Origin of the sequence: Pseudomonas kermanshahensis (assembly GCF_014269205.2) — a bacterium.
GTDB lineage: Bacteria > Pseudomonadota > Gammaproteobacteria > Pseudomonadales > Pseudomonadaceae > Aquipseudomonas > Aquipseudomonas kermanshahensis.
Map to the genome: position 1 here is coordinate 115960 of NZ_JABWRY020000002.1, position 11702 is coordinate 127661.

The 11702-nt window shown below is 62.9% G+C and carries 17 protein-coding genes; 9 read left to right on the forward strand and 8 right to left on the reverse strand.

What is annotated here, in order from left to right; translation table 11 throughout:
• Window positions 1-14: 14 nt before the first annotated feature.
• Window positions 15-563 carry a gamma carbonic anhydrase family protein gene (locus HU764_RS24945; protein ID WP_027592021.1) on the forward strand — a complete coding sequence of 183 codons (549 nt, stop codon included), beginning with the start codon at window positions 15-17 and terminating at the stop codon, window positions 561-563.
• A gap of 19 nt (window positions 564-582) precedes the next feature.
• Window positions 583-1233: an HAD family hydrolase gene (locus HU764_RS24950; protein ID WP_186703900.1), complete on the forward strand. Its 651-nt coding sequence runs from the start codon at window positions 583-585 to the stop codon at window positions 1231-1233.
• A gap of 136 nt (window positions 1234-1369) precedes the next feature.
• Here the strand turns inward: HU764_RS24950 and HU764_RS24955 are convergent, their stop codons facing one another.
• Entirely contained in the window at window positions 1370-2461 is a 1092-nt protein-coding gene (locus HU764_RS24955) for an aminopeptidase (RefSeq protein WP_225935776.1), read from the reverse strand.
• Between the two features lie 67 nt (window positions 2462-2528).
• Here HU764_RS24955 and HU764_RS24960 point away from each other — a divergent pair, with 67 nt between their 5' ends.
• Together HU764_RS24960 and HU764_RS24965 are read left to right on the forward strand one after the other, a co-directional pair.
• The gene (locus tag HU764_RS24960; protein WP_027592024.1) at window positions 2529-2942 is read left to right on the forward strand and encodes a PA0061/PA0062 family lipoprotein; all 414 of its coding nucleotides are present in this window, start codon (window positions 2529-2531) and stop codon (window positions 2940-2942) included.
• A 55-nt stretch (window positions 2943-2997) separates the two neighbouring features.
• Window positions 2998-3411: a PA0061/PA0062 family lipoprotein gene (locus HU764_RS24965; RefSeq protein WP_099452524.1), complete on the forward strand. Its 414-nt coding sequence runs from the start codon at window positions 2998-3000 to the stop codon at window positions 3409-3411.
• Between the two features lie 117 nt (window positions 3412-3528).
• On the opposite strand, the gene HU764_RS24970 is transcribed toward HU764_RS24965, so the two are convergent.
• Window positions 3529-3762, reverse strand: coding sequence for a DUF1161 domain-containing protein (locus tag HU764_RS24970; protein ID WP_027592026.1), 234 nt, complete (start codon window positions 3760-3762; stop codon window positions 3529-3531).
• 73 nt (window positions 3763-3835) lie between these two features.
• A complete protein-coding gene (locus HU764_RS24975) occupies window positions 3836-4261 on the reverse strand; it encodes an OsmC family protein (RefSeq protein WP_027592027.1) in 426 nt (141 codons plus the stop codon).
• A gap of 171 nt (window positions 4262-4432) precedes the next feature.
• Here HU764_RS24975 and HU764_RS24980 point away from each other — a divergent pair, with 171 nt between their 5' ends.
• Complete coding sequence (locus HU764_RS24980; RefSeq protein ID WP_186679234.1) at window positions 4433-5437, forward strand: LLM class flavin-dependent oxidoreductase; 1005 nt, start codon at window positions 4433-4435, stop codon at window positions 5435-5437.
• Between the two features lie 66 nt (window positions 5438-5503).
• On the opposite strand, the gene HU764_RS24985 is transcribed toward HU764_RS24980, so the two are convergent.
• The gene (locus HU764_RS24985) at window positions 5504-5725 is read right to left on the reverse strand and encodes a DUF1161 domain-containing protein (protein ID WP_027592029.1); all 222 of its coding nucleotides are present in this window, start codon (window positions 5723-5725) and stop codon (window positions 5504-5506) included.
• Window positions 5726-5826: 101 nt separating this feature from the next.
• Entirely contained in the window at window positions 5827-6042 is a 216-nt protein-coding gene (locus tag HU764_RS24990; protein WP_027592030.1) for a dodecin, read from the reverse strand.
• 149 nt (window positions 6043-6191) lie between these two features.
• On the opposite strand from HU764_RS24990, the gene HU764_RS24995 reads away from it, so the two are divergent.
• Window positions 6192-6515 carry an ElaB/YgaM/YqjD family protein gene (locus tag HU764_RS24995; RefSeq protein ID WP_027592031.1) on the forward strand — a complete coding sequence of 108 codons (324 nt, stop codon included), beginning with the start codon at window positions 6192-6194 and terminating at the stop codon, window positions 6513-6515.
• On the opposite strand, the gene HU764_RS25000 is transcribed toward HU764_RS24995, so the two are convergent.
• A complete protein-coding gene (locus HU764_RS25000; protein ID WP_186679241.1) occupies window positions 6512-7408 on the reverse strand; it encodes a LysR family transcriptional regulator in 897 nt (298 codons plus the stop codon). The genes HU764_RS24995 and HU764_RS25000 overlap by 4 nt on opposite strands.
• A 109-nt stretch (window positions 7409-7517) precedes the next feature.
• Here HU764_RS25000 and trpB point away from each other — a divergent pair, with 109 nt between their 5' ends.
• Complete coding sequence (gene trpB, locus HU764_RS25005) at window positions 7518-8735, forward strand: tryptophan synthase subunit beta (RefSeq protein WP_027592033.1); 1218 nt, start codon at window positions 7518-7520, stop codon at window positions 8733-8735.
• Window positions 8732-9541 (forward strand): tryptophan synthase subunit alpha, encoded by an 810-nt coding sequence (gene trpA, locus HU764_RS25010; protein WP_186703902.1) that lies wholly within the window; start codon window positions 8732-8734, stop codon window positions 9539-9541. The genes trpB and trpA overlap by 4 nt, the downstream gene beginning before the upstream one ends.
• 118 nt (window positions 9542-9659) lie before the next feature.
• On the opposite strand, the gene HU764_RS25015 is transcribed toward trpA, so the two are convergent.
• Complete coding sequence (locus tag HU764_RS25015; RefSeq protein WP_027592035.1) at window positions 9660-9992, reverse strand: DOPA 4,5-dioxygenase family protein; 333 nt, start codon at window positions 9990-9992, stop codon at window positions 9660-9662.
• A gap of 52 nt (window positions 9993-10044) precedes the next feature.
• On the opposite strand from HU764_RS25015, the gene HU764_RS25020 reads away from it, so the two are divergent.
• Window positions 10045-10593 carry an NAD(P)H-binding protein gene (locus tag HU764_RS25020; RefSeq protein ID WP_099452520.1) on the forward strand — a complete coding sequence of 183 codons (549 nt, stop codon included), beginning with the start codon at window positions 10045-10047 and terminating at the stop codon, window positions 10591-10593.
• A 112-nt stretch (window positions 10594-10705) separates the two neighbouring features.
• On the opposite strand, the gene HU764_RS25025 is transcribed toward HU764_RS25020, so the two are convergent.
• Window positions 10706-11605, reverse strand: a complete 900-nt coding sequence (locus HU764_RS25025; RefSeq protein WP_186679245.1) for a choline sulfate utilization transcriptional regulator — start codon at window positions 11603-11605, stop codon at window positions 10706-10708.
• Window positions 11606-11702: the final 97 nt, after the last annotated feature.

The window sequence follows — 11702 nt, forward strand, 5'->3', positions numbered from 1 at the left end:
TGAGAGACCCTATCATGGCCATTCGAAGCTTCCAGCAACACACTCCAAAAGTTGCACCACGGGCCTTCGTCGACCGCTCGGCGGTGGTGTTGGGTGACGTGGAGATTGGCGAAGACAGCTCGGTCTGGCCATTGACTGTAGTACGCGGCGACATGCACCGCATCCGCATCGGCGCACGCACCAGCGTGCAGGACGGCAGCGTGCTGCACATCACCCATGCCGGCCCGTTCAACCCGGATGGCTTCCCGCTGATCATCGGCGATGAAGTGACCATCGGTCACAAGGTGATGCTGCATGGCTGTACCCTGGGCAACCGGATTCTGGTCGGCATGGGCAGCACCATCATGGACGGCGCCATCGTCGAGGACGAAGTGATCATCGGCGCCGGCAGCCTGGTACCGCCCGGCAAGCGCCTGGAGAGCGGCTTCCTGTATGTGGGCAGCCCGGTAAAACAGGCCCGGCCGCTGACCGACAAAGAACGCGCGTTCTTCCCGTACAGCGCCAGCAATTACGTCAAGCTCAAGGACCAGCACCTGGCCGAAGGCTACGACCAACCAGAATGACTTGAGTGGAATCGCTTACATGCACCAGCAGAACATCCTCTTCGACCTTGATGGCACCCTGACCGACCCGCGGTTGGGAATCACCCGCTCCATCCAGTACGCCTTGGCCAAACTGGGCATCGATGAACCCGACCTGGCCCGCCTCGAACACTTCATCGGCCCGCCCTTGCTGCAGGCGTTCATGCAGTTCTACGGCTTTGACGAAGCTAAAGCGTGGGAGGCGGTCAATTTTTATCGCGAGCGTTTCCGCGTCACTGGCCTGTACGAAAACCAGGTGTTCGAGGGCGTACCGGAGCTGCTCGAGACCCTCAATGGCCAAGGGCGCACACTTTATGTGGCCACGTCCAAGCCTTGGGAATTCGCCCGCGAGATTGCTCGACACTTTGCGTTCGACCATCACTTCAAGGTGATTTATGGCAGTGAGCTGGACGGCACCCGTACCAACAAGGTCGAGTTGATTCGTCACTTGCTCGACGAGGAAGGGCTGGACCCGGCGCAAACGCTGATGATCGGCGATCGCAAGCACGACCTGATCGGGGCCCGCAGCAATGGGCTGCAGGCGGTGGCGGTGGGGTATGGGTTTGGTAGCGAAGAAGAGTTGACGGCCCAAGCGCCGGCGTTTCATTTCGCTACGTTGGCCGAGATGCATCGGGCCTTCATTAACGCCTGATAATGATTGGGGCTGCTTTGCAGCCCATTCGCGGGGCAAGCCCGCTCCCACAAGTTTTGCACTGCCATTCATAGCGATGCGGTACCCGTGGGAGCGGGCTTGCCCCGCGAATGGGCCGCACAGCGGCCCCAAAATCTCATTGGGTAACCACAAACCGCGCCAACGCCGCCTTACGCGCTTCAACCGGCAACCGCCCAAGCGCCTCAACGCGCTCATAAAAACGCCCCCAATCCCCACCAACCTCACCAAACACCGCCGCAAACGCCGGCACCCATTGGTCATACAGCCCAAACGGCAGCAGCTTGGCATTGCTCATCGGCCCATACATCCAGGCGTCATATCGCGTGTCGCCCGCCCACTGGCTATCACGCACAGCTCGGTACTCGCGCCGCAACCGCTCGAACTCCGCCTGCTTCGCCACACGCTTGTGCGCGTCATCCAGCGGCCCGGCATACATCACCTGGAGCCGTTCACGGCTGGCCAGCACCAGCCGAATGAACTGGTCACGCTGCTGCGCCTGATCATCCTCGATCGCTGCAAGCCCACGCGCTGCGCGCCATTGCCGCGATCCCTCCTGCTCGACGAAGGTGGCAAACGATTCGTTGAACGCCGTGTCGTCCTGCACATAAAAGCGCTGATGGGCCAGCTCATGGAAAATCAACGACGCCAACCGCTCATCCCCCCAGCCAACCATCGACGACAACAACGGGTCGTCGAACCAGCCCAGGGTCGAATACGCCTCGACGCCGCCCACATACACATCCATACCCGCCTGGCGCATCAACGCCGCCGCGCCCCGCGCCGCCCCCTGGCGGTAATAGCCGCGATAGGCCACGCAGCCGGCAATCGGGAAGCAATGCGTGACCGGCTGCAACGACAGTTCAGGCGTGGCGAATACATTCCATACCACGTAGGGGCGCCCCAGGTCGGCGTAAACCCGGTAGCTGCGGTTGTCCGGCAGTTTCAGCTGCTGGCTGGCGAATACACGGGCCTGTTCGGCATGCTGCAGCCGCGCACGTAACTGCGGGCTGCTGGCCGGGTCTGCCAGCACCTTTTCCACCGGCTGACGCGCGCGCAGTAGCTGCCATTGGCCTTCTGCTAACTGGCCGTAATAGCCGACGCTGCTGCAACCGTTCAGCAGAACGGCCGCCAACACGGGAACAAAACAGGTGAAAAGGCGGTCGAGTGGCCCAGGGCCTGAGCGCTGAAAAAGAAAAAGTCGAAGCATCTGGGACTGTCTGACTCGCTCATGGCCAATTCGCTCCAAGACTATCTCGCCAGGGGGGAGTTTCGCCATGCGTCCATTGTTTGCCGCCAGCACACTCATGCTGTTGTCTGCGTGCTCAACCCTGCCGGACCCGGATCCGAACCAGGCCTGGGTCGACCTCACCCCCGTGGACGAGACGTCGCTGCACGCCGTGCAGGTGGACGAACGCGACTGGGCTGACACACGCTATTTCGAAGTCGCCCCCGGCAGCCACGAACTGACTGTGCGCTACCAGTTCCCGGTCACCCCGAGCAATATCGGCCCGGTCAACGAGCCGCTGTGGCGCGATTGCCAGCTCAACCTCACCTTCAAGGACTTCAGCGCCGGCCAGCGCTACCAGCTGCAGGCGGGCAGCATTGGCTTCCGCCCCTGGATCAAACTTTATGACCACCAGCAAAAACTGGTGGGCCAAGGCCTGCCAGCGGGCTGTCAGCGCACCTGAACCTCGCAATCGGCGCTATGCTTGTAACGTGTGAATCGCAAGTGGGAGTTTTGCCATGCGCCAGCCCATGATGCTGATCGCCCTCAGTGCACTGGGGGCTTGCGCCAGCCCCTTGCCGCCCGTCGACCCCAAGCAGGCCTGGGTCGAGCTTTCTACCATTACCCCCGGCAGGGTCCTCATGGCCGACCGCCTCGACGGTCAGCGGCTGGAAGATGGCCGTTACTTCCAGGTAACGCCTGGCAAGCACGAGCTGGTGGTGCGTTTCGATTATGAGATTTACGGCGGGGGCATCATGTCCCAGCCGAGGGACCGTACCTGTTATCTGACGGTGCGCTATGACAATTTCAAAGCCGGCGAACGCTATCGCCTGGAGGCCCGGGCGCCCGTGATGGAGCCGCAGGTGCTGCTGTACGACGCTAGCCGCAAGGTGCTGGTGAACGAGCCCAGCAACGTGTTTTGCATTCCGTGACGTTGGGGCCGCTTTGCGCCCCTTTCGCGGCGCAAGGCCGCTCCCACAGTCAGTCATGTACCTGTAGGAGCGGCCTTGCGTCGCGAAGGGCCGCAAGGCGGCCCCAGCATTCAGACGCTACCGGTCGTTCTTCTGGTAGATGATCTTCTTGGTGCCACCTTCGCAGCTACCCACGACCATGTTCGGGTCCTTGACCTCGCTGTTGGGCACGATTTCCAGGGTGTAGGACGGTACGCCCTGGGCCTGGATCTTGGCCTCGATCTCGGCTTTCAATTCTTCGCACGGTTTCACTGCCGCCAGCGTAGAGGTGGCGAGCAGGGAGGCCAACACGGCGATTGCTACGCGGATCATGGAACGGCTCCTGAAAGGGCAGTCGTGCTGCCATTGCTGGTTAGACTACAGCAAACCGCCCTCGTTGCGCCGCCTAGCCCACCAGCGAGGCATCCAGGCTGATGGTGGCGTTGAGCACCTTCGACACCGGGCAACCGGCCTTGGCCTTGTTGGCGATTTCAAGGAACTGCGCCTCGCTCGCGCCCGGCACCTTGGCCTTCAGGATCAGGTGCACAGCAGTGATGGCAAAGCCGTCGGCCTGCTTGTCCAGCGTCACCTCGGCAATGGTATCGATGCGGTCCGCAGTCAGCCCAGCTTCGCCCAGCATCATCGACAGCGCCATCGAGAAGCAACCGGCATGGGCAGCGCCGATCAGCTCTTCCGGGTTGGTGCCGGGCGAGCCTTCGAAACGGGTATTGAAGCCATACGGGTTCTGCTTGAGCGCGCCGCTTTCAGTGGAAAGCAAGCCTTTGCCGTCCTTCAGGCCGCCTTGCCAGATCGCCGATGCTGTCTTTTTCATGATGCCTCCTGGTCGCTACGTTTACATATCTTGGGGGTGACATGCTTAAGGGTTCAGAGGTCAGCTACCTACGGCAAGTTCAGATCAATCTGACCGCAAGCATTGAATCCACCGAATGTGCCCATACAGAGTTCATAAGGCCTCTGGCCAACCACGTTCAAGGAGGCTCCGATGACGCAGCTGCGTGACCTGAAAATTTCCACCCTCGACCTCGTGCCCGTGCGCGCCGATGGCGGGCCGGCGCAGTCGCTGCGTAACTCGCTGGACCTTGCACAGCACGCGGAACGCTTCGGCTACAACCGCTTCTGGGTCGCCGAGCACCACAACATGGATGGCATTGCCAGTTCCGCGACCTCGGTGTTGCTCGGCTACCTGGCGGGCGGTACCTCGACCATTCGTGTCGGTTCCGGTGGCGTGATGCTGCCCAACCACGCGCCGCTGGTGATCGCCGAACAGTTCGGCACCTTGGCCAGCCTGTACCCAGGCCGCATCGACCTGGGCCTGGGCCGCGCCCCTGGTTCCGACCAGATGACCGCCCGGGCCCTGCGCCGCGAGCGCTCCGGCAGTGCGGATGACTTCCCCGATGACGTCGAAGAGCTGTCGCGCTACCTCGGCCCACGCACCGATGATCAAAAAGTGATCGCCGTGCCAGGGCATGACACCGAGGTGCCAATGTGGCTGCTCGGCTCAAGCCTGTTCAGTGCGCAGTTGGCCGGCATGCGCGGTATGCCCTATGCGTTCGCCTCGCATTTTGCGCCGCGCTACATGCACGAAGCGATTCGCGTCTATCGCAACCATTTCAAACCCTCCACCACGCTGGACAAGCCCTATGTGATGCTCGGTATTCCGATGGTGGTGGCCGACACCGACGAGCAGGCCGAGTACCTGGCCACGTCGGTGTACCAGCGCATTCTTGCCCTGATTCGCGGGCAGAGCCTGATGCAACGTCCGCCCGTGCCAAGCATGGATGGGCTGTGGCTACCCCACGAGCGCGATGCGGTGATGAGCTTCCTCGGCCTGGCGATGATTGGCAGCCCGCAGAAGGTGCGGGCCAACGTCGAGGTGTTGCTGGAACAGACCGGCGCGGATGAGCTGATCTTCACTTGCGACTTGTATGAGCATGCGGACCGGGTCAGGTCCTATGAATTGATGGCGCAGGCCTTGAAGACTGCGTAGCCGCGCGTTGCGGGTAACCCGCCCCACACGCCGTGGAGGCGGGCATGCCCGCGAATGGGGCGCCGTTCAGCCGCGCCGGTAGACAATCTCCTTTGTGCCACCTTCACAGCTGCCGATAACCTTGCCCGCTGGTTCGCCTTTCTTGACGATCTCCAGCTTGTAGCCTTTTACATCCTTGGCATCCAGCTTGGCGGCAATCTCGGCCTTCAGCTCTTCACACGGCTTGCCCGCCGCCAGCGCACCACCCGCCAGTGCCATCAGGCCCGCCGCCAGAATCAGTTTCTTCATCGATCGCTTTCCTTGTACAGATGAAAATCAAAGAGGGCGCCGGCAACGGCGCCCCCTCTCTATTACCCCATCTTGCCGGCGCCAGCTAGCCCGGTACTGCTTCAGCTATTGGCAATCCGAAACCCAACCTTGAGCGTGACCTGAAAGTGCGCAGCCTTGTTGTCATGGATATGACCCCGGGTGTCGATCACTTCGAACCATTCCAGGTGCTTGATGCTCTTGCCCGCTTCGGCCAGGGCATTGTTGATCGCGTCCTCGATGCTGGTGGGCGACGACCCAACCAGTTCGATCTTCTTGTACGTGTGATGATCGGACATGTGCACTCTCCTTGGATGACGGTGAAATTGAGCCTAGCAGCGCAGGCCTGGTTTACCTGCGAGCCGTCGCCAGGGATGAAAGTTCGATCGCACTTTCACCGCGCGGTGCAGTCGCAATCCTTACAGCCCATCCCCGAAGGAGAGTCAACATGCACCGCAACTCGCTGCGTAAAACATCCCTGGAAAGCATGGAAGCCGAGATCGAAAGCCTTCTGAAATCGCTGGAAAACCTCAAACACGATGCCTCGGAGGAGTCCCAGAAGTCGGTGAAGGCAATCCGCAGCAACGCCGAGAGCGCACTCAAACATTCGCGCAGCCTGCTGAGCGACGCCTACGAGGAAGTGAAGACCCGCACTCGCCAAACCGGCATCGCCACCCGTGACTACGCCCAGGAGCACCCCATCACCACCGCCGGGGTAGCCGTGGGTGCCTTGGGCCTGCTGGCGGCATGGCTGCTGTACAAGCGCAATTAAGCGATCTGCAGCCGCAACTCCTGGCGCAGCCATTGCGCCAGTTGCTCGGCGCGCCCATCCGCGGCGCGCCGTGGCACCCACAGCGCCAGCGCGGCGTGCGTGGGTGAAAAACCCCAAGGGGCCGCCAACCTCCCAGCCCGCAGATCATCCGCCACCAACTGCTGCGGCGCGATCGCGACACCCAGCCCGGCCACTGCGGCCTCCAGCAGGTAGTACAGGTGTTCGAAGGCCTGGCCGAACGGCAATGCGCCCGGCTCGAGCCCATGCTGCGCCGCCCACGCAGGCCACGCCTGCGGGCGTGAGGTGGTATGCAGCAGCGACTCGCCCAGCAAAGCCAGGGGCGCCGCGCCGCGCAAACGCTCGAAGCCGGCGAAGTGGGGGCTGAGCACAGGCCCGATGCGTTCTTCGGCCAACACGTGCACCTGCATGTCCGCCGGCCACGGTGGCTCGGCAAACACCAGCAAGGCGTCCAGGCCTGGGCGCCGGGGGTCCAGGTCGCCTTCCCCGGCAGACAAGTGCAGGCGCAGCTCCGGCAGGTCGGCCTTGAGCCGCCCGAGCCTGGGGATGAACCACCGCGCCAGCAGGCTGCCGGAACAGCCAAGGACGAACGGCGCCTCGCTGTTATCCCGGCTCAACTCGGCACACACGCCCCGCAACCTGTCGAATGCCTCGCCACTGGCATCGCGCAGGCGCATGCCGGCATCTGTGAGTTTGATGCCACGCCCATCCTTGACGAACAGGGCAATGCCCAAGTGCTCTTCAAGCACTTTGATCTGCCGGCTGACCGCGCCGTGCGTCACATGCAGCGCTTCGGCCGCCTGGCTGACGCTGTTAAGCCGGGCAGTCGCCTCGAAGGCCCTAAGGGCATTGAGCGGGGGAAGGTCCTGGGCCATTGTCTTGTGAGTTTTCCTGACAGGTTTGCGCAATCTTATCGGTTTTCAGACGGGCGTTGCGTGGTTAGAGTAAAGCCCATCACTCATTCATTACGCCTTGGAGCGCCCCATGACCCAGACTCAATACCGCCCTGGCCCAGACGCCAACGGCCTGTTCGGCTCGTTCGGCGGCCGCTACGTGGCAGAAACCCTGATGCCACTGGTACTGGACCTGGCCCGCGAATACGAAGCCGCCAAGGCCGACCCGAAGTTTCTCGAAGAGCTGGCGTACTTCCAGCGCGACTACATCGGCCGCCCGAACCCGCTGTACTTCGCCGAGCGCCTGACCGAGCACTGTGGCGGGGCAAAAATCTTCTTCAAGCGTGAAGAGCTCAACCACACCGGCGCGCACAAGGTGAACAACTGCATCGGCCAGGTGCTGCTGGCCAAGCGCATGGGCAAAAAACGTCTGATCGCCGAAACCGGTGCCGGCATGCACGGCGTGGCCACCGCCACCGTCGCCGCCCGCTTCGGCCTGCCTTGTGTCATCTACATGGGCGCCACCGACATCGAGCGCCAGCAGGCCAACGTGTTCCGCATGAAGCTGCTGGGCGCCGAAATCGTCCCGGTCACCGCCGGTACCGGCACCCTGAAAGACGCCATGAACGAGGCCCTGCGCGACTGGGTCACCAACGTCGAAGACACCTTCTACCTGATCGGCACCGTCGCCGGCCCGCACCCGTACCCGGCCATGGTCCGCGACTTCCAGTCGATCATCGGCAAGGAAACCCGTGCCCAGTTGCAAGAGAAGGAAGGGCGCCTGCCCGACAGCCTGGTGGCCTGCGTCGGTGGCGGCTCCAACGCCATGGGCCTGTTCCACGAATTCCTTGAAGAGCCAAGCGTGCAGATCATCGGCGTCGAAGCCGGCGGCCACGGCGTGCACACCGACAAACACGCCGCCAGCCTGAACGGCGGCGTACCCGGCGTGCTGCACGGCAACCGCACCTACCTGCTGCAGGACGCTGACGGCCAGATCACCGACGCCCACTCGATTTCCGCCGGCCTCGACTACCCGGGCATCGGCCCAGAGCACGCTTACCTGCATGAAGTGAAGCGCGTCGAGTACGTCAGCATCACCGACGACGAAGCCCTTGATGCGTTCCACGCCACCTGTCGCCTGGAAGGCATCATCCCGGCCCTGGAAAGCTCCCACGCCCTGGCCGAGGCGATCAAGCGCGCACCGAACCTGCCCAAGGACCACCTGATGGTCGTGTGCCTGTCCGGGCGCGGCGACAAAGACATGCAAACCGTGATGAACCACATGGCCGCCCAGGAGAAACAGGCATGAGCCGTCTTGAACAACGCTTCGCCGCACTCAAGGCCGAAGGCCGTTCGGCACTGGTCACCTTCGTTACCGCGGGCGACCCGGGCTATGACGCTTCGCTGCGCATCCTCAAGGGCCTGCCGGAAGCCGGCGCCGACGTGATCGAGCTGGGCATGCCGTTCACCGACCCGATGGCCGATGGCGTGGCCATTCAGCTAGCGACCCTGCGTGCACTGGAAGCCGGCCAGACCTTGGCCAAGACCCTGCAGATGGTTCGTGAATTCCGCGTGGGCAACCAAGCCACGCCGATCGTGCTGATGGGTTACTACAACCCGATCCACCGCTTTGGCGTGGAAACGTTCGTGGCAGAAGCCAAGGAAGCCGGCGTCGATGGCCTGATCATCGTCGACCTGCCGCCCGAGCATGATGCCGAGCTGGCCACCCCGGCTCAGGCCTCGGGCATCGACTTCATCCGCCTGACCACCCCGACCACCGACGACGCACGCCTGCCGCGTGTGCTGGAGCGCAGCTCCGGGTTCGTCTATTACGTGTCCGTCGCCGGTGTGACCGGCGCGGGCTCGGCAACCACCGAGCACGTGACCGAAGCCATCGCCCGCCTGCGTCGGCATACCGACCTGCCGATCAGCGTTGGTTTTGGCATTCGTACCCCGGAGCAGGCTGCGAACATCGCCCGCCTCGCCGATGGTGTGGTGGTGGGGTCGGCGCTGGTCGACAAGATCGCTCATGCCAAGGATGCCGATCAGGCCGTCAATGATGTGCTGAGCCTGTGCTCGGCGTTGGCTGAAGGGGTACGCGGCGCTCGACGCTGATTGGCGTTGCATTCTTCGCGGGGCAAGCCCGCTCCCACAGGTTCACTGCAATCTGTCAGAAAGCACTCGACCTGTGGGAGCGGGCTTGCCCCGCGAATGGCCGCATAGCGGCCCCCATCTAGCCGCCAAAAATCGACAGCTTCAGCGGCCGCACAGCCCCCATCCAAATCGCATGATCCCGGTGATCCGCCAGCTCATCCCCGGTCAGCGGGTGCAGAAACACCACCAACCCCTTGCGGTACAGCGCCAGCCACGGTAACACCACCCCCACCACTTCAGGCCCGAACGCCAGCTGGCAACTCCAGTCCGGATGCGGCCCCACGGGTTGCTGGTGCATGCGCCCCATGGTCACGGGGAACAGCCGCGCCGCCTCCTCACACAGTTCTCGCGCCTGCTCGAGGGTCGATGCGTCGTAGTACACGTGGGCGTGATAGCCCTTGATCCTTTGCACGATAACTCCTGATTGCGGTCAAACCATCACCCCCTGCAAAGGAAGTGATGCAGTGAAAAACGCCGAAACCCCAGTATTCAAGCTGGTCCTGTTCGGGGCCGAGTCCAGCCTTGGCAGTGCGCTGATTACCGAACTGCTGTCACGCCAGCACGAAGTGACCGCCGTGGTCGATGACCTCAACCGCCATGCGCCACGCCCTGGCCTGCATTTCAAGATAGGCGGGCTGGCGAGTGCCGACCAGGCGGAGCAGGGTGCCGCAGGCGGCTCGGCGGTAGTTGCCTTGGTGTCAGCCTTGGCACCCGGTGACCTGCCTGCGCAATGGCAAATGAGCGAAGCGCTGGTGGCCGGGCTTGCGCGTACGACTATACGCCGGCTGTTGCTGGTGGGCGATTTCGATGTGCTGGACAGGCCAGGCGATTACACCGATGAAGCGCGCGAAGGCGTGGACCAGGTTGTCGATGGGTTGCAGCGCAGCGCGTTGCACTGGACCCTGATCAATGCACCCCAGACGTTGGTCGACCTGGAGAGGGTAGCGGCGGGGATGGCCGATATGCTGGACCTAGGGTTGCATCGGGGCGAGCATTTGAACTTCGTGGTCTAGATTTTGGGGCCGCTTCGCAGCCCATCGCAGGCAAGCCAGCTCCTACAGGGGGACCGCGCACTTCTGTAGGAGCTGGCTTGCCTGCGATGGGCTGCACAGCAGCCCCAAAATCTCACCCCCCCCGCTCATCCTCCAGCCAATCGACAAACCGCTCAATCAGCGCCCCACGCCGCTTGCGCGGTGGCAAAACCGCATAATACCCGCGTTCCGAGCGCAAACTGCCCTCCAAAGGCCGGCACAGCAGCCCCTGTTCAACCAGCCCATCGACCAGGTGCCCCCAGCCAATCGCTACCCCTTGCCCGGCAATCGCCGCCTGGATCAACAAGGTGTAATTATCAAAACGCAACTGCCCCGGTGGCGGTGGGCTGTCTACGCCAAACCCACGAAACACACCCGCCCAATCAAACCAACGGCTGGCCTGCTCACCGCGCAGGTGAAGCAACGGCAAACGCTGCAAAGCCACGGCTGACAAGGGTTTGCCATGAGTCAGGCGGGGGCTGCAGACGGGGAATACCTCCTCATCGAACAACCACCGGCTCTCGCCTTGATGGAAACGCCCATCACCAAACAGCACCGCCACATCGATATCCGGCCGCAGCATCGCCTGGCTGCGCTCACCCGTTACCAAGCTCACATCCACCTGTGGATAAGCTTCATGAAAGCGTTGCAACCGGGGCATCAGCCAAAACGCCGCGAAGGCGAAGTCGGTCGCCACCTGAAGCACCTCGCGCTGGCCTCGCCCGCTGACCAAGGCAAGCCCATCGTCCATGGCCTGTAGCCCTTGGTGCACCTGTTCGAACAGCAACTGGCCGGCCTCGGTCAGCGCAATGCCCCGGTAGATCCGGTCGAACAGCCGGGTACCCAGCTGGGCTTCCAGGCGCTTCACCTGCTGGCTCACGGCGGGCTGCGTGGTCCCCAGCTCAAGCGCTGCGGCCGTAAAGCCGCGCAACCGCGCTGCGGCCTCGAACACACGCAGGGTATCCAACGACAGCTCGCCAAGGCGCTCAAACATAAGCTCAGCTAATCCTAGTCATTGCCCGCTATGGGCTTTACCCATGTTATCCAGAGTCGCATCTTGGAAGGCAAGCGGTTCGCATAACCTTCAACGA